This window comes from Arthrobacter sp. B0316-5-4 (assembly GCF_059090325.1).
Window position 1 is genome coordinate 110,896 of the sequence record NZ_JBNHFN010000002.1, and the last position, 16,368, is coordinate 127,263.

The following is a 16,368-nucleotide window of genomic DNA, read 5'->3' on the forward strand; positions in this document are numbered from 1 at the left end:
AAGGCATGCGGGGGAAACGCCTGTCGATGCCCGGGACGGCGGGTGCCTCTTGACTATGATCGAACAATGACCTCCTCCAGCTACCTCCGTTTCCCGCATGTGCACGGCGATCTGGTCACCTTCGTGGCCGAAGACGACATCTGGGTCGCGCCCCTTTCAGGCGGCCGCGCCTGGCGGGTTTCCTCCCAACAATTGCCTGCCCGGAACCCAAGGTTCACCCCCGACGGCCAACGGCTGGTGTGGACGGTCGTCGTCGGAACGTCACCGGAAGTGGTGACGGCGGAGGTCGACGGCGGCGGGTACAGGCAGCTCAGTTACTTCGGGCACAGCACCACTAAGGTCAAGGGGTTCACTCCCGCGGGCGACGTCATTGTCACAAGTGCGTTCCAGCAGTCCGAAAGCCGCCACACGTACGCCTACAGCCTCCCGCTCGACGGTGGCTCCGCCGTCGAACTTCCCTTCGGTCCGGTCGAAGGTGTCGCTTATGGGCCGGAGGTGGGCGACGAGAAGCCGGTGGTGCTCGCCAGCGTCCTTTCCCGCGAGCCGGCTTGGTGGAAGCGGTATCGCGGCGGTACGGCGGGCAAGCTGTGGATCGATGCCGACGGGATCGGGGAATTCGAAAGGCTTCTCCCGGAGATCGAAGGCAACCTGACCGACCCACTGTGGCTCCAGGGACGCATTGCCTTCCTCTCCGACCATGAGGGGTACGGAAACCTGTACTCCGTTTTGCCCGACGGTTCCGGACTGCGCCGCCATACCGATCACGAGGATTTCTACGTCCGCCATGCGAGCACCGATGGTCAGAGGGTCGTCTTTGAGTCCGCCGGCGAACTGTGGATTCTTCCTTCGCTCGATGCCGATGTCGAGGCCACAAAGCTGGATATCACCCTCGGTTCGGCCTCTCCGGCACGCCGTGCAGCACCCCTGAAGGTATCCGCCCATCTTGGCGACGTCGTCCCGAACCTGACCGGGACTGCCAGCGCCGTTGAATCGCACGGCACCGTTCATTGGCTTCGGCACAAGGACGGTCCCTCACGCGTGGTGGAGGCTACTCCGGGCGTCCGTGCACGTTTGCCCCGCCCGCTGACAGACGGACGGATTGCCTACGTCGCGGACCATGGTGGGGTGGAGGCGCTGTACGTCAAGCGCATAGCCACACGCCTTTCGGCAGCAGTCGAGATGCCCAAGGCGGCCGTTGAGCCGGCCAAGCCCACAAACGACGCCGATCCGTTGCCGAAGCCGGTTTCCGCATCGAACGTCCTGGGGCAGGGCAAGGCTTCTGAGGCCGTCGAAGCAGGCGCCGACGAGACGGCCAAGGCTGGATCGACGACCACCGCCGGCGATGCCGCCAATGCGGGCCAGTCCGCTGACACGGTGGGCGGTACAGAGGCAGCGGCAGCCCCCGCTACCGAAGACACCGCCCTGCGGATCGAGTTTCCGGCGCTTACCCGGACAAGTGCGCTCGAGGCCAGTCCCGACGGTCGCTGGCTTGCGGTGGGCACTTCTTTTGGCGACGTCTTCGTTGCCGACACCTCCACCGGGACGTTGACGCGGCTCGTTAGCGTCGGAGAGGGGAGCATCGATGAGTTGTCGTGGTCTGCCGATTCGCAGTGGCTCGCATGGTCCGAACCGGTGACTTCGTTCGGTTCGCGGAGCAAGCTCCGGATCACCCGCCCCGGCGGGACGGAGTCCGGTATCGTCGACGTCACCGACGGCCGTTTCTGCGATACCTCGCCGCGATTCACTCCGGACGGAAAGTTCCTCGCTTTCCTGTCCAACAGAAGCTTTGACCCCGTCTACGACGGGCACTCCTTCGATCTCTCCTTCCCCAGCCCCATCAAGCCGTATTTGGTGGCGCTGGCGGCGGACACGCCGTCGCCGTTCGGTCCCTCGATCGACACCCTTGAGGATGCGCCCAGCACCCAAGACAAATCCGACGACGGCGATGTCGCCGCGGTCCGCGTCGACGCCGATGGGCTGGCGCACCGTGTTATCACCGTCCCGGTTCCCCAAGGCAACTATTCCGACCTCGCTGTCGGTGACGGGGCACTCCTGTGGCTGGACACGGAACTCACGGGTGTCACCGGTGAAGGCAAGGGAACACCGCAGGACAAGAAGTCGGCGCCGTCCCTGGTGCGTTACGACCTCGGCAAGCGCAAGCAGACCACTCTTGTCACGGCAGTGGACAGCTACCGCCTATCGGGCGACCTCAGCAGGATTGTCTATGTCCTGGACAAGCAGGTCACTTCCGTCCCGGCAGACAGCAAAGTGGACGAGGATTCCGCTGATCTGGTGAAGGTGGAACTCAACAGGATCCGCGTCATCCTTGACCCCGTTGCTGCCTGGGGTCAGGCGTTCGATGAGGCCTGGCGATTGCAGCGCGACTTCTTCTGGACCGCGGACATGGCCGGGCAGGACTGGGACTCCGTGTACAAGCGCTACCGCCCGATCGTGAACCGGCTCGGTACCCACGATGACCTGGTTGACCTGTTGTGGGAGATCCACGGTGAGCTGGGCACGTCCCACGCCTATGTGAAACCGGCAGCTGTCACGGAGGCCGGACGGAATGGACAGGGCCGGCTGGGCGCCGAATTGCAGTTCGGCAAGAAGGGCTGGGAGATCACCCGGATCCTGGCAGGGGAGTCCTCCGACCCGCTGGCCACTTCGCCCTTGACGCGTCCCGGTGCGGACGCGAAGGTGGGCGACGTGCTGTTGGCGATCGACGGCGTCGAACTTTCGGCTGCTCTAACACCTGCCATGCAGTTGGTGGGCGCCGCGGGCCGGACTGTGGAACTGACTCTTTTGAACGGCGACGGCCACGGCGAAGCAGCCGGGCAGCAGCGTCGGGTGGCGGTGGTTCCTGTGCGCGACGAGGAAAGGCTGCGCTACCAGGATTGGGTCCGCGCCAACCGGCGCACCGTCCGGGAGGCGTCCGACGGTAAGTTCGGCTACCTTCACGTCCCGGACATGATGGCCAATGGTTGGGCACAGCTCCACCGGGACCTTGATACCGAAACCGCGCTGGACGGCCTGATCGTGGACGTGAGGCGCAACCGTGGCGGCCACACCTCTCAGTTGGTGGCCGAACTCATTGGCCGCAAGGTGACGGGATGGAGCATGCCGCGAGGTGAGAAGCCCCGGACCTACCCGGACCACGCCCCGCGGGGACCGGTCATCATCCTCGCAGACGAATTTGCCGGGTCCGATGGCGACATCATCACGCAGGTCTCGAAGCTGCGCGGCATTGGCCCCGTCATCGGCACCCGGACCTGGGGTGGCGTAGTGGGCATCGACAACCGGTTCGCACTGGCAGACGGAACAGGCGTCACTCAGCCGCGGTACGCCACGTGGTTCAACGGGGGAATCGGGTGGGACGTGGAGAACCGCGGCGTCGAGCCCGACATTGAGGTCCTCTTCCCGCCGCACGCCTACGCGGCCGGCACGGATCCGCAGCTGGAATACGGCATCGGGGCGCTTAAGGAAATGATCCAGGAATTGCCTACCGATCGGCCTCCGCGGCGTGAAGGCTACCGGAAGGTGCGGCCGGCGCCCTTGCCGTCGCGTCCGCAAGCGGGCTAGGGAGCAAATCCAAGCGCAGAAGAGCCCCGTCGCCTCCCTGAGGGAAGCGACAGGGCTCTTCCGTTGTCGTGGTGTCTGAAGCGGAGCCTAGGCGGCGAGGGTGGCATCCAGGGTGATCTCGATGCTGGCCAGGGCGCCGGACACGGGGCAGCCGGTCTTTGCGTCCTCGGAGATGCGGCGGAAGTCCTCTTCCGAGAGGCCGGGGACCTTTGCCGTCATGGTCAGGTGGCTGCCGGTGATGCCGGTGCCGGGGACGAAGGTTACGTCCGCTTTGGTGTTGACCTCTTCCGCGGTGAATCCCTCTCCGGCCAAGGCGTGGCTGAACGCCATGGAGAAGCAAGCGGAGTGGGCGGCAGCGATCAGTTCCTCGGGGCTGGTCTTGCCGCCGGACTGCTCGGTGCGTGCCTTCCACGTGACGTCGAAGGTGCCCAGGCCTGAGCTGTCCAGCGTGGTGTTGCCGGCGCCTTCGATGAGGTTGCCGTTCCAAACCGTGTGTGCGGTACGTGTTGCTGCCATGTCCACTCCTTGGGGTCGTTGTGAGTCGGCAACCAGCATTAGCCGGTTGCCACCGGGATCAATCCTAGGGATTTGGCGGCAGGACTGCACGGCCATTCTGCTGACAGTGGATTGTGACCCCTAAACTGGCGATATGGAGACTCAGGAACACGCATCCGGCGGCCAACGCCGCACCCCGAGAATTGCTTCGATCATGGTCAACGCGGTCGATGCTGCCCGCCTTTCGGCCTTTTGGTCCGAACTGTTGGACATGCCCATCGCTGCCGAGCATGAGGGGTTCATCTGGTTGCGGCCGGCGGAGCCCGGCCTTCCGCAGTTGGCTTTCCAACAGGTCGAAGCGCCCACTGACGGCAGGCGACGCCTCCATTTGGACCTGCACGACGCCGATGCCGCAGCGTTGCGGATCAAGGCCGAGTCGCTGGGTGCTACTTTTGTCGAGGGCTACGACATTGCGGATTTCCATTGGGACGTGATGCAGGACCCCGAAGGCAACGAGTTCTGCATCGCCCAGGAGTAGTCGGCGCTGCCTTCAGCCCGCGCGGCCGAGTGATCGTCGTTAACGCAAAAGGCCGTCCCGCCCTGCGTGCTCGCAGGGCGGGACGGCAATGCTTTCTGCAGGAAAGCTACCGGGATTCGATCCCGGCTTAGTTCCAGAGGGTGGCAATGGCGATGTTCACCAGTGCGAGGCCACCCACGCTGTGAGCCAGTCCGGTGGAGACCGGTTCGCCGTTCTTGACCTTGCGGGAGCCGATGACCGCAAGGACCGCTACAGCCACGGCGATGGCGAACTTGACGCCAAGCTTGAAGTAGTTGGGATCGGCGTCGGGAAGCAAGGGCAGGATGCCCATCATGGCGATGCCCGTCAGGAGCTGGAGGAATGCGCCGTCGCGCTGGCGGGGGTGGACGGTGGGCTCCCGAAGGGTGGCGATCCAGTAGCCCACGATCATGGCTGCGCCGACAATGTGGAAGAACACCAGAATGCTGAACAGAATACTCATGGCTCCAGCTTATCCAGATGGTTCTACGTCCCGTAGCAAAGCCACGCGCAGGTGATTGAAGCAAAAGGGCAGGTTGCCGGATATCCGGCAACCTGCCCTTTCAGTTCCGCAGTGCTTGCGGGTGCGTGATCCTAGAGGCCCAGGTCCGCTTCGAAAGCACCTTCCTCAAGGCGGGCCTTGAGGGTCTGCAGGAAGCGGCCGGCGTCCGCGCCGTCCACCAGGCGGTGGTCGTACGTCAGCGACAGGTACATCATGGAGCGGATGGCAATCGAGTCATCGCCGTTCTCATCGGCAACCACGACGGCGCGCTTGACGATTGCGCCGGTGCCGAGGATGCCAACCTGGGGCTGGTTGATGATCGGGGTGTCGAACAGGGCACCAACGGAACCGATGTTGGTGATGCTGAACGTACCGCCGGACAGTTCGTCCGGACCGATCTTGCCGTCACGGGTACGGCCTGCGACATCGGCGATCTTGCCGGCCAAGCCAGCAAGGTTCAGGTTGCCGGCGTCGGAAATGACGGGAACCAGGAGGCCCTTGTCAGTGTCGACGGCGATCGCCAGGTGTTCGGCGTTGTGGTAGGTGATTTCCTGCTTGGACTCGTCGTAGGCAGCGTTCAGCTTGGGGTGCTGCTTCAAGGCCTCGGCAACAGCCTTGGCGATGAACGGCAGGAAGGTCAGCTTGACACCGTTCTGGGCCTGGAACGAGTTCTTGGCCTTGAGACGGAGCTTGGCGATCTTGGTCATGTCGACCTCGTGCACCTGGGTCAGCTGGGTGGAGACCTCAAGGGACTCGCGCATGCGGCGGGCGATGACCTGGCGGATACGCGGGGCCTTCTCCGTGGTGCCACGCAGGGACGAAGCCACTACCGGCGCGGCCGTCTTTGCAGCGGGGGCTGCTGCGGGGGCCGCGGCTGCTGGTGCTGCTGCAGCCTGCTTGGCTTCAGCGGCGGCAAGGACGTCCTGCTTGCGGATGCGGCCACCTACGCCGGTGCCCGCAACAGAGGAGATGTCTACGCCGTGCTGGTTGGCCAGCTTGCGGACCAGGGGAGTGACGTAGCCGGACTCCGAAGCAGATGCGTCGGCGGCAGGAGCAGCCGGAGCCGGAGCAGCCGGTGCGGCGGCGGGGGCTGCAGCAGGTGCCGTTGCGGCGGGAGCGGCGGGAGCCGGTGCAGCAGCTGCCGTTGCGGCGGGAGCGGCGGGAGCCGGTGCAGCAGCTGCCGGTGCAGGCGCAGCGGCAGGGGCTTCGGCAGGCTTCTCGGCGGCGGGCGCAGGTGCTGCGGCCGGGGCTGCGGCAGGTGCCGCGCCGGAGCCGATGACGGCCAGGACGGAGCCAACTTCAGCGGTCTCGTCTTCGCTGACGCGGATTTCCTGCAGGGTTCCGGCAACAGGGGAGGGGATCTCGGTGTCGACCTTGTCGGTGGAAACCTCGAGGAGCGGTTCGTCCACCTCAACGGTGTCGCCCACAGCCTTGAGCCAGCGCGTCACGGTTCCTTCGGTGACGCTCTCGCCGAGGGCCGGGAGTGTTACTTCGTGGCCTTCGCCGCCGGAGGCTGCGGGAGCTTCGGCAGCCGGTGCAGCGGGAGCCTCTGCGGCGGGTGCAGCGGGGGCCTCTTCTGCGGCTGCAGGTGCTGCGGGGGCCTCCTGGGCCGGTGCAGCTTCGGCAGCAGAGCCTGAGCCGTCGCCGATGCGGACCAAGGGGGCGCCAACTTCGGCCGTCTCGTCTTCAGCGACGAGGATTTCTTCGATGACGCCTGAGATCGGAGAAGGGATTTCGGTGTCTACTTTGTCGGTTGAAACCTCGAGCAACGGCTCGTCGATCTCCACCCGGTCACCAACCTGCTTGAGCCAGCGGGTGACGGTTCCTTCGGTGACACTCTCACCGAGGGCGGGCAAGTTAACGGATTCAGACATGTCGTCCCCGTTCTCCTTATTGATCTTTGTGCGGATGAATTCTGCTGGTCCGGGTCGGGTGCATCCGGCTGATTCCGCCGCATGCACCCGACCCGTTTGTCTTTGGGTAAAGACTTAGCCGTGGAGCGGCTTGCCCGCGAGGGCGAGGTGGGCTTCGCCCAGTGCTTCGTTCTGGGTGGGGTGGGCGTGGACCAACTGGGCCACATCCTCCGGGTAGGCTTCCCAGTTCACGATCAGCTGGGCCTCACCGATCTGCTCGCCGATGCGGGAACCGATCATGTGGATGCCAACTACCGGGCCGTCCTTCTGGCGGACGAGCTTGACGATGCCACCGGTACCAAGGATGGAGCTCTTGCCGTTGCCGGCAAGGTTGTATTCCTGGGTCTGCACCTGGTCGTCGCCGAACTTAGCCCTGGCGGCCTTTTCGGTGTAGCCGACCGTCGCGATTTCGGGCTCGCAGTAGGTGACCTTGGGGATGTTGATGTCCTCGACGATGGCCGGGTTGAGGCCGGCGATTTCCTCGGCGACGAAGATGCCTTGCTGGTAGCCGCGGTGTGCGAGCTGGACGCCCGGGACGATGTCGCCCACGGCGTAGATGTTGCCAACGCCGGTGTGGAGGCGTTCGTTGGTGATGACGAAGCCGCGGTCGATGGTGATGCCGGCTTCTTCGTAGCCCAGGTTTGCGGTCACGGGTCCGCGGCCGACTGCTACGAGCAGGAGATCGGCTTCGAACGTCTGGCCATCAACCAAGGTGACCTTGACGCCGTCGTCGTTCTGCTCCACACCCTGGAAGAAGATCCCGGTGGTGAACTTGATGCCGCGCTTCTTGAAGGCGCGCTCGAGGTTCTTCACGATCGAGGCGTCCTCGTTGGGAACCAAGGAGGGGAGGCCTTCGATGATGGTGACGTCCACGCCGAAGGACTTCCATACGGAAGCGAATTCGACGCCGATAACGCCGCCGCCCAGGACGATGGCGCTCTTGGGGATGTAGTCCATGGTGAGGGCCTGGTCGGAGGTGATGACCTTGCCGCCGATTTCGAGGCCAGGCAGTGAACGGGAGTAGGAACCCGTGGCCAGGACGATGTTCTTGCCCGTGTAGGAAGTGCCGTTCACGACGACGGTGTTGTTGCCCTGGAGCTTGCCTTCACCTTCGATGACGGTGATGCCCTTGGACTTGATGAGTCCCTGGAGGCCCTTGTACTTACCGGCAATGATGCCGTCCTTGTAGGCGTTCACGGCTGGCATGTCGATGCTGTCCAGCGTGACGTTGACGCCGTACTTGGCGGAATCCCGTGCGTGGTCGGCCAGTTCGGCCGAGTGCAGGAGTGCCTTGGTGGGAATACAGCCGTTGTGCAGGCAGGTCCCGCCGAGCTTCGCCTTTTCCACAAGGCCAACGGTGAACCCAAGCTGTACGGCCCGCAGGGCAGTGGCGTAGCCGCCGCTGCCGCCACCGAGTACCAGGATGTCGAATTCTTGCGCAGTTGCCTGATCGGCCACTAAAACGCTCCCTCGCGTGAGTGATGACACGGGACTGCGTGCCATCTGGTCTTTGGAACTTGTTCTGCCGTGATTATGCCAGCACCTAAGTTCTCTTGCATTTGTGACTACCGAGTTCACCTTAGCGAACCACCTACCCATGCTCCACCCTCCGCGGGCGTTTGTGGTGCGCTTGTGTCGAGACTCACGTTCACTTGTGACACAGCCCTACACGCCGCATAATTCCGGGGTTGTGCGGGCCCCGGTGCATGGATGCGCAGGGGCCCGCACGCCCTCGGAGGGTAGGGAATGATGCTAGGCGGATACCGCCAGGAGGTCCTCGGCGTAGGCAACCAGGGTCCGCACGGTGCAGCCGGTGCCCTGCTTGGGGGTGTAGCCGTAGGGGCTGCCGTTGTTGAACGACGGCCCGGCAATGTCCACGTGGGCCCACGGGATCTGCTGGCCGTCGCCGTTCTTGCCCACGAACTCGCGCAGGAAGACCGCAGCGGTCATCATGCCACCGTTGCGCTCACCGATGTTGGCCAGATCCGCAACCTGCGAGTCGAGGCTCGGCCGCAGTTCTTCGGGCAGGGGCATGGGCCACACCAGCTCGCCGGCCCTGTCCGCGGCTGACTTAAGGGCAGCAGTGACGGAGTCGGAGCCCATGACCCCGGCTGTACGCAGGCCCAAAGCAATCAGTTGGGCGCCCGTGAGGGTGGCAACGTCAATGATGGCGTCCGGCTTCTCCAGGCTGGCAGCGACGATGCCGTCTGCCATGACGAGGCGGCCTTCGGCGTCAGTGTTAAGGACTTCGACCGTCTTGCCGCCGTAGACCGTCAGCACGTCGGCGGGCCGCTGCGCGGCGCCGGACGGCATGTTCTCCGCAATGCAGAGCCACGCGGTCGCCTTGATGGGAAGGCCAAGGGAGGCGATGGCCAGCACAGCGTTAAGTACGACGGCGGCACCGGCCATGTCGCTCTTCATGTCGCCCATCCCCAGCGCCGGCTTGATCGAGATGCCTCCGGTATCGAACGTGATGCCCTTGCCGACGAGGGCGATCTTCTTGGTGGCCTTGGTGGGGGCGTATTCGACCTTGACCAGGCGGGGCTGGCGGGTTGAACCCTTGCCAACGCCCATGATGCCGCCGAAACCTTCCTTTTCGAGTCGCTTCTCGTCCCAGACCGTTACCTTCACAGGCAGGCCCTTGGCGAGTTCCTTGGCGGACTCGGCAAACGACTCGGGGTACAAGTGGCTGGGCGGCTGGTTGACAAGCGTCCGGGTGGCATTGACTGCGCGTGCCAGCACGATCGCCCTGTCCAATGCGGGCTGTGCGTCCTTGGCGTCTACATCCGAGAAAACCAGGGCCTTGGCGACTGGAGCCTTCAGGCCGTCCTTGCTGGAGCGGTGCTCCGTGTAGGAGTAGGCGCCCAGGGCCGCACCTTCGGCGACTGCTGCGACGTCGGCGACGCTCGTCGTCGGGAATGCGAGGGTTACCGATGAGACGCCTGCAAGCTGTCGGACGGCAGATCCTGCTGCGCGGCGCAGAGCCTCTTCGGTGAGGCTGCCGCCGTCGGGCAGTTTGCCCACTCCCGCCAGGACCAGAATCTCCGAGCCCGTTTCCGGCAGCCCCGGGAGCCGGTGAACCTGATCGGCCGCGCCCGTGATCCCCAGCAGCTTAAGGGAGCCGGCTACCGATTCGGCCGCCTTTGCGCTCAACGGGTTCGACAGCAGGACAGGCCCGTCCGTTCCCTGCGCAACGCCAAGCACAAGGGCGTCGCTGGGGGACTTTTTCAGGTCTTTGGCGATGATGCCCAGGATGATGTCAGTAGTCTTGACCACGAGGATCTGTCCTCACTTCTCTCTGCATTGCATGGCGGGGCCGCATGTTTGGCGGCCTGCCCCGGTTAGCGCCCCACGTCATCTTGCGACGGCGGCCTTGGTCTTCAGGGCCGGCGCCGCACGGGCGCCGGTCCGTTTCGATCGTAGTCTCTCGGGCGCTGGGGACAGCAATTAAATGAGAGCTGCGGCACAACCGGGGCAGGAATGTCCCGTGGAAGTGGTGCGTTGTACCACTAGAGAAGAGTGCCGCAGCCGGGCAGGGGAGTTCTTGGTCCCGTCCTCCGGCAACAGCTGGCCACCCTGAAATTTGTCTTCGTCCTGAAGATTGTCTTCGTGAAAGGAACATGCCGTGTTTGAACGGATATCCGGCTCCCTCCTGGACCCCGAGTCGCTCTATGCGAGCAACATCGAGACGTTCCATAGCCCCGAACTGCGGGGCCTGGACATGGTCATGGGCTTCACGGGCTTCGCCGATGCCGGTCACGTGGTCCGGCAGATCAACGCAGAGCTATTGGACGGGGACGACGTCCAGGTCGTTGCCATGTTCGACGCCGACCAGCTCATCGACTACCGCTCGCGGCGGCCGCACATCAGCTTCGTCGAAGACCACCTCGAGGACTACCAGGCCCCGAAGCTCGGCTTGTACAAGCTGAACGACGGCCTCGGCCAGCCCTTCCTCCTGCTGGCCGGTTTTGAACCGGACCTCCAGTGGGAGCGATTCTCCCGGGCCGTCGTCGGAATCGTCGAGAAGCTGGATGTGAACCTGGTGACGTGGATACATTCCATCCCCATGCCGGTACCGCACACGCGGCCAGTTGGGGTCACGGTGCACGGAAACCGGCCAGAACTGATCGATGGCATCTCCAGCTGGAAGCCCACCGTCGACGTGCCCGCCGCCATTGGCCACATCCTTGAGCTGCGGCTCACTGAAGCGGAGCGAAACGTGGCAGGCTACGTTATCCACGTCCCGCATTACCTCGCCGAAGCCGAGTACCCGCCAGCCGCCGTGGCAGGGTTGGAGTACCTGGGGGCCGCAACATCCTTGATGCTGCCCACCGACCGGCTTCGTGAAGCGGGACGCGAGGTGGGGCGCCAGATCGCCGAACAGATCCAGGCCTCCGAAGAGGTGCAGGCCGTGGTCGCCAACTTGGAGACCCGGTACGACGAGAAATCCGAAGGCGTGGTGCGCCGCTCGCTGCTGGCCGACGAGAATGACGAACTGCCCAACGCCGAGGACATCGGCGCCGCAGTTGAGGCATACCTGGCCCGTAAAGACTCGCCGCAATAAATCAGCTTTGAAGTCCCGGGAGGCATAATTGGGGGGTGAATGCTCCCCGCGCCTGGCTCATCTGGACGATCGGCGTCTTCGCCTACTTGGTGGCCGTGGCGCAGCGCACATCCTTCGGCGTGGCAGGCCTGGAGGCGACGGAGCGTTTTGATGCCAGTGCCGCTGCGATCTCCTTCTTCACGGTGCTGCAGTTGCTGGTTTATGCCGGCCTGCAGATTCCCGTGGGTGTCCTGGTGGACCGATTTGGCTCCCGGGCCATGGTGGCCGGTGGTGCCGTGCTCATGGGCCTGGGGCAGTTGCAGTTGGCTTTCGCTGAGAGTGTTCCCGGCGGGGTCCTGGGCCGCGTGCTGGTAGGGGCAGGCGACGCCATGACCTTCATCTCCGTGATCCGGCTGGTCCCCTTGTGGTTCGCCCCGGCGAAGGTGCCTCTGGTAACGCAGCTCACTGGAATGTGTGGCCAGCTCGGACAACTCTTCAGCGTCGTCCCGTTTGCGCTGCTCCTGCATTCCGCCGGCTGGACCCCGGCGTTCCTGACGCTGGCCGCAATGTCGGTGCTGGCCGTCGTGCTCGTACTCGCCTTATTGCGGGACGCGCCTCCCGGTCACCCACCGCGGGAGGAAGGGCAGGGGCTCAGGGCCACTGGAGTCTCACTGTCGCGCGCCTGGAAGCAGCCGGGCACCCGCCTTGGGCTTTGGAGCCACTTCACCGTGCAATTCAGCGGAAACCTCTTTGCGATGACCTGGGGCTACCCGTTCCTGCTCTCTGCCCAGGGCCTGGACGCGGGGACGGTTTCGGCATTGATGGCCCTCTTCGTTGGCACGGCCATTGTGGCCGGTCCAGGCTTTGGGCGCTTCGTGGCGAAGCATCCCATGCGACGATCTGCGCTGGTCCTGCTGATTACCCTCGCCACAGCCCTCGCGTGGGCGGCGGTCCTGGCTCTTCCTGAACGGGCGCCTCTATGGCTCCTGGTGATCCTTGTGGTTGTACTGGCCATTGGTGGCCCTGGATCGATGATTGGATTCGACTTCGCCCGTACCTTCAACCCCTCCCACCGGATCGGCACTGCAACAGGCATCGTCAATGTCGGGGGCTTCATCGCGGCGCTCGTCGCGATCTACCTCATCGGCCTGGTCCTGGACCTCCTCAATGCCAGTGGCTTCTCGGGTGGCGAGCTGTATGGCCTGGCCTCCTTCCGCATAGCCCTCAGCGTCCAGTTTGTGCTCCTTGGACTTGGAACGGTCCTCATCCTGATGACACGGCGCAAGGTCCGGCGACAGATGGCAGCCCAGGGAATCCACGTGCCTCCGTTGGTGGCTACGCTCGCCAAGCAGCGCCGGGACCGGATAGAGCGACGGCGGAGCCAGCGCGCCGGAGCGGCGGGCGACGGGCCGGACCGGGCCTGACCGGCCTATGGCGACAGCTTTTCCACATACGGCGAATGGTCTCTGGTGACGCCGGCTTGGCTTGCGCAGGCTGGAGCCATGACAACAAACAAGACCCTGAGCATTCGCCGGCCCGAAGACATTCTCGGCTACATTCCGCACATGTTGGGCTACTGCCCTGAAGACAGCCTCGTCGCCATCACCATGCAAGGGAAGATCCTCGGGGCCACGTTGCGCGTCGATTTGCCCATCCGGCATTCGCCGCAGCTGCTAGCCGGTTTTGCCGAGCGGGTCCGCAGCTACCTGATCTCTGACGAGGAAGCAGACGGCGTTGTCCTGGCCCTCTACTCCGATGCCGGGTGGGCGGACGGTGCCGTGGTCCGCACGATGGTTCCGTTGCTCGAGGAACTGCGGCAATGCCTTGACGAAGTGGATCTAACCGTTCGCGATGCGTGGTTGGTGGGAAAGGAGTACTGGCGCAGCGCCTACTGCACTGACCTCGGCTGTTGCCCGGTTCCGGGCCACTCTGTCGATCGCATTAAGGACAGCAGTCTCAGCGCAGAACTGGTGTACCAGGGGAGTATTGTCGGTCCGCCGCCGGGAGCCGGGCGAGGAGCCGGGCCAGGAGCATCGTCCCTGGCCCGGCGCGGCAGCCTTGATGAAGGAGTCCTTGAAGCGGAGGCACGCTACGGCGATCGGCTGCTCAGCCTGTGGCGCAACGAGCAGTGCTTGGATGCCGTCTGGCCGTTTGGCAGCACGTCATCAGCACCCGAGGGGGAAGCGATCCGTTACAGCCGGCCCAGGATTCCGGGCTCGTCGGATTCCTGCGGATGACGCTGAAGGTGCCGGCCTGGCGGGACGCTGTCATCGTCATGGCAGCCGCCGGAATCGAGTCCGCAAAGTCCGGAGCCGCTGCATATGGGTTCTTCGATGGTGATGGCGGGTTCGGAGATGGCGGGTTCGATGGTGATGCAGGGGAGGGCCCGGTTTTCGATCCCTGCGAAGTCGGCGTGCCGGCCGTTGCGGCCACCCCGGCTGCAGTGCCGTCGGTAGGCTCTTGGAGCGCGGTGGACGTCTATACCTATGGCGACGTACTTCTGGGAATCCGGCCTGAGGTGCCCCTTTGGCCCCAACTCAATGCCTTGCAGCAGATTCTGGCCACTCTGTGCGTCGAAGAGGAATCAGGTGCTGTGGCTGCGGCGGCCCTGACCATCCAAGGGTGGATCTCCTGGTGCAAAGGCAGTGGCTCAATAGCCCACGCCAGCCTCGAGCTCGCAGAGGCGGCCTGTCCCGGTTACCGGTTGGCGGAACTGCTCAGTGAGGTTCTTGCGCACGGCGCCATTTGCGAGTGGGCACGACGTCCCGGCTCCGCCTGGCGGGGGCAGCAGGGCCTTTCCGTGTAGTGCTCGACGATTTATCAGGCGTAGGTTTTTCAAAACCGTGAGACAATGGATGCCGAGACCCGGTTGGGTCCGCGTTCGAATGCCTGAAGTGTCCCGTATATCGGGAACATAACAGCGTCGTCGGGAGTTCTACATAAGGACTCTGCAGGCGGCGATCACATTTGAAATTGATCGCGGACTTGACAGGGTCATAGTGGTGTTGCCCGTATGGTGATTCCACAGACCGCCGCTAGAAAGGTTTTCTGTGACCCCGTCTTCCGTCGAGAAGGAACCCGCCGCCCTGGCCGAACTGTCCGCTGAGGAAAAGAAGGCGGCCACATCGGCAAAGCGCGCTGCTACACGTGCTGCCAACAAAGCCTCAGAGGGTGGCTCTGACAAGCCTGCACCCAAGAAGCGCGGACCCAAGCCCGGCGCGAAGGCCGCCGCTGAAGCCGCGAACCAGTCCTCAGGCTCAGACGCCGAGGACGCCAACGCCGAAGACGAAGACTTCGATCCCGCTGCGGCGGAAGAGGTCGAAGTCGGAGACGACGACGCAGAGGACGGTGCTGCCGCCCCCAAGGAAAAGGCTGCTCCATCCGGTTCCGGGTTCGTCTACTCGGACGCCGATGATGACGACGCTCCTGTCCAGCAGGTGATGTCGGCCGGCGCCACCGCCGACCCCGTCAAGGACTACCTGAAGCAGATCGGTAAAGTCGCCCTGCTGAATGCCGAGCAGGAAGTCGATCTCGCCCTCCGCATTGAAGCCGGACTCTTCGCCGAAGAAAAGATCAACGCTGACGACGGATCCATGGACCCGAAACTCAAGCGTGAACTCGAGTTCGTGATCCACGATGGCAAGCGCGCCAAGAACCACCTCCTTGAAGCCAACCTGCGACTCGTCGTTTCGCTGGCAAAGCGCTACACCGGCCGTGGCATGCTCTTCCTGGACCTGATCCAGGAAGGCAACCTGGGCCTCATCCGTGCCGTCGAGAAGTTCGACTACACCAAGGGCTTCAAGTTCTCCACGTACGCCACCTGGTGGATCCGCCAGGCCATCACCCGCGCGATGGCCGACCAGGCCCGCACCATCCGTATTCCGGTGCACATGGTTGAAGTCATCAACAAGCTGGCCCGTGTCCAGCGGCAGATGTTGCAGGACCTCGGCCGCGAACCAACGCCGGAAGAACTGGCCCTGGAGCTGGACATGACGCCCGAGAAGGTCGTCGAAGTCCAGAAGTACGGCCGTGAGCCCATCTCGCTGCACACCCCGCTGGGCGAGGATGGCGACTCGGAGTTCGGTGACCTGATCGAGGACTCGGAAGCTGTTGTTCCGGCCGATGCGGTCAGCTTCACCCTCCTGCAGGAGCAACTGCATTCCGTCCTGGACACCCTGTCCGAGCGTGAAGCCGGTGTCGTGGCCATGCGCTTCGGCCTGACCGACGGCCAGCCTAAGACTTTAGACGAAATCGGCAAGGTCTACGGAGTGACGCGCGAGCGTATCCGCCAGATCGAATCGAAGACGATGTCCAAGCTGCGGCACCCGTCCCGCTCACAGGTCCTCCGGGACTACCTGGACTAAAGAGTTCAAGCATCACGTGGGCGGCCCAGTCGGAATTCCGGCTGGGCCGCTTTCTGTTGGCGGCATGCGCCCGCCGGAGGCATGCCCCCGCTGGAGGCATGCGCCCGGGCGACAACGCAACAGGGCTCCTCCCGATCGGGAGGAGCCCTGTACGCTCAAATGATTTTCCGGATCTTGCCGGTGTGCCCTGCCTAGTCGACGGGGACGGGTGCCTTCTCGTTGAGGCGCTCGGTCTCATCGTGCCAGTCAGAAGTCATGGGCCGAAGCGTAGCTTCCACTGCACGTGCGTGGTGGCCGCAGAAAAGAAGCTCACCACCGGAGGACTCGAGTACAACGCGGACATACGCCTGGGCTCCGCAACGATCGCACCGGTCAGCTGCGTTCAGCGTGCGGTCTGCAACTGCTGTTGTCATGTC

Annotated in this window: 13 protein-coding genes; 7 read left to right on the forward strand and 6 right to left on the reverse strand. The window is 64.2% G+C overall.

Features of this window, described 5'->3' with window-relative positions; all coding sequences use genetic code 11:
• Positions 1-66 precede the first annotated feature (66 nt).
• On the forward strand, positions 67-3,579 hold the full coding sequence (locus AC5RU9_RS04830) for a S41 family peptidase (protein ID WP_494015541.1): 3,513 nt from the start codon (positions 67-69) through the stop codon (positions 3,577-3,579).
• Between the two features lie 87 nt (positions 3,580-3,666).
• On the opposite strand, the gene AC5RU9_RS04835 is transcribed toward AC5RU9_RS04830, so the two are convergent.
• The gene (locus AC5RU9_RS04835; protein ID WP_024820504.1) at positions 3,667-4,095 is read right to left on the reverse strand and encodes an OsmC family protein; all 429 of its coding nucleotides are present in this window, start codon (positions 4,093-4,095) and stop codon (positions 3,667-3,669) included.
• Positions 4,096-4,228: 133 nt separating this feature from the next.
• On the opposite strand from AC5RU9_RS04835, the gene AC5RU9_RS04840 reads away from it, so the two are divergent.
• A complete protein-coding gene (locus tag AC5RU9_RS04840; protein ID WP_494015542.1) occupies positions 4,229-4,612 on the forward strand; it encodes a VOC family protein in 384 nt (127 codons plus the stop codon).
• A 127-nt stretch (positions 4,613-4,739) separates the two neighbouring features.
• On the opposite strand, the gene AC5RU9_RS04845 is transcribed toward AC5RU9_RS04840, so the two are convergent.
• The 4 genes from AC5RU9_RS04845 to AC5RU9_RS04860 all read right to left on the reverse strand — a co-directional run bounded on the left by AC5RU9_RS04845 (position 4,740) and on the right by AC5RU9_RS04860 (position 10,321).
• The gene (locus AC5RU9_RS04845) at positions 4,740-5,093 is read right to left on the reverse strand and encodes a hypothetical protein (RefSeq protein ID WP_211714055.1); all 354 of its coding nucleotides are present in this window, start codon (positions 5,091-5,093) and stop codon (positions 4,740-4,742) included.
• A 131-nt stretch (positions 5,094-5,224) separates the two neighbouring features.
• The gene (gene sucB, locus AC5RU9_RS04850; protein WP_494015543.1) at positions 5,225-7,006 is read right to left on the reverse strand and encodes a 2-oxoglutarate dehydrogenase, E2 component, dihydrolipoamide succinyltransferase; all 1,782 of its coding nucleotides are present in this window, start codon (positions 7,004-7,006) and stop codon (positions 5,225-5,227) included.
• A gap of 114 nt (positions 7,007-7,120) precedes the next feature.
• Complete coding sequence (gene lpdA / locus AC5RU9_RS04855) at positions 7,121-8,503, reverse strand: dihydrolipoyl dehydrogenase (protein WP_494015544.1); 1,383 nt, start codon at positions 8,501-8,503, stop codon at positions 7,121-7,123.
• Between the two features lie 294 nt (positions 8,504-8,797).
• The gene (locus tag AC5RU9_RS04860) at positions 8,798-10,321 is read right to left on the reverse strand and encodes a leucyl aminopeptidase (protein WP_494015545.1); all 1,524 of its coding nucleotides are present in this window, start codon (positions 10,319-10,321) and stop codon (positions 8,798-8,800) included.
• A gap of 349 nt (positions 10,322-10,670) precedes the next feature.
• On the opposite strand from AC5RU9_RS04860, the gene AC5RU9_RS04865 reads away from it, so the two are divergent.
• The 5 genes from AC5RU9_RS04865 (at position 10,671) to AC5RU9_RS04885 (ending at position 15,952) form a co-directional block, all read left to right on the forward strand.
• Positions 10,671-11,609, forward strand: a complete 939-nt coding sequence (locus tag AC5RU9_RS04865; protein WP_211714059.1) for a proteasome assembly chaperone family protein — start codon at positions 10,671-10,673, stop codon at positions 11,607-11,609.
• A gap of 35 nt (positions 11,610-11,644) precedes the next feature.
• Complete coding sequence (locus AC5RU9_RS04870) at positions 11,645-13,012, forward strand: MFS transporter (RefSeq protein WP_494015546.1); 1,368 nt, start codon at positions 11,645-11,647, stop codon at positions 13,010-13,012.
• Positions 13,013-13,090: 78 nt separating this feature from the next.
• A complete protein-coding gene (locus tag AC5RU9_RS04875; RefSeq protein ID WP_494015547.1) occupies positions 13,091-13,825 on the forward strand; it encodes a DUF4192 domain-containing protein in 735 nt (244 codons plus the stop codon).
• Positions 13,822-14,394, forward strand: coding sequence for a DUF4192 family protein (locus AC5RU9_RS04880; protein ID WP_494015548.1), 573 nt, complete (start codon positions 13,822-13,824; stop codon positions 14,392-14,394). Before AC5RU9_RS04875 ends, AC5RU9_RS04880 begins: the two co-directional genes overlap by 4 nt.
• A gap of 244 nt (positions 14,395-14,638) precedes the next feature.
• On the forward strand, positions 14,639-15,952 hold the full coding sequence (locus AC5RU9_RS04885; RefSeq protein ID WP_211714062.1) for an RNA polymerase sigma factor: 1,314 nt from the start codon (positions 14,639-14,641) through the stop codon (positions 15,950-15,952).
• A 191-nt stretch (positions 15,953-16,143) separates the two neighbouring features.
• Here AC5RU9_RS04885 and AC5RU9_RS04890 read toward each other — a convergent pair whose 3' ends face one another.
• A complete protein-coding gene (locus AC5RU9_RS04890) occupies positions 16,144-16,365 on the reverse strand; it encodes a DUF7455 domain-containing protein (RefSeq protein ID WP_018778705.1) in 222 nt (73 codons plus the stop codon).
• Positions 16,366-16,368 lie beyond the last annotated feature (3 nt).

Coding starts and splice junctions, on each gene's coding strand:
- AC5RU9_RS04830 (WP_494015541.1), top strand. CDS start 67: ATGACCTCCTCCAGCTACCTCCGTTTCCCGCATGTGCACGGCGATCTG.
- AC5RU9_RS04835 (WP_024820504.1), bottom strand. CDS start 4,095: ATGGCAGCAACACGTACCGCACACACGGTTTGGAACGGCAACCTCATC.
- AC5RU9_RS04840 (WP_494015542.1), top strand. CDS start 4,229: ATGGAGACTCAGGAACACGCATCCGGCGGCCAACGCCGCACCCCGAGA.
- AC5RU9_RS04845 (WP_211714055.1), bottom strand. CDS start 5,093: ATGAGTATTCTGTTCAGCATTCTGGTGTTCTTCCACATTGTCGGCGCA.
- sucB (WP_494015543.1), bottom strand. CDS start 7,006: ATGTCTGAATCCGTTAACTTGCCCGCCCTCGGTGAGAGTGTCACCGAA.
- AC5RU9_RS04875 (WP_494015547.1), top strand. CDS start 13,091: ATGACAACAAACAAGACCCTGAGCATTCGCCGGCCCGAAGACATTCTC.
- AC5RU9_RS04880 (WP_494015548.1), top strand. CDS start 13,822: ATGACGCTGAAGGTGCCGGCCTGGCGGGACGCTGTCATCGTCATGGCA.
- AC5RU9_RS04890 (WP_018778705.1), bottom strand. CDS start 16,365: ATGACAACAGCAGTTGCAGACCGCACGCTGAACGCAGCTGACCGGTGC.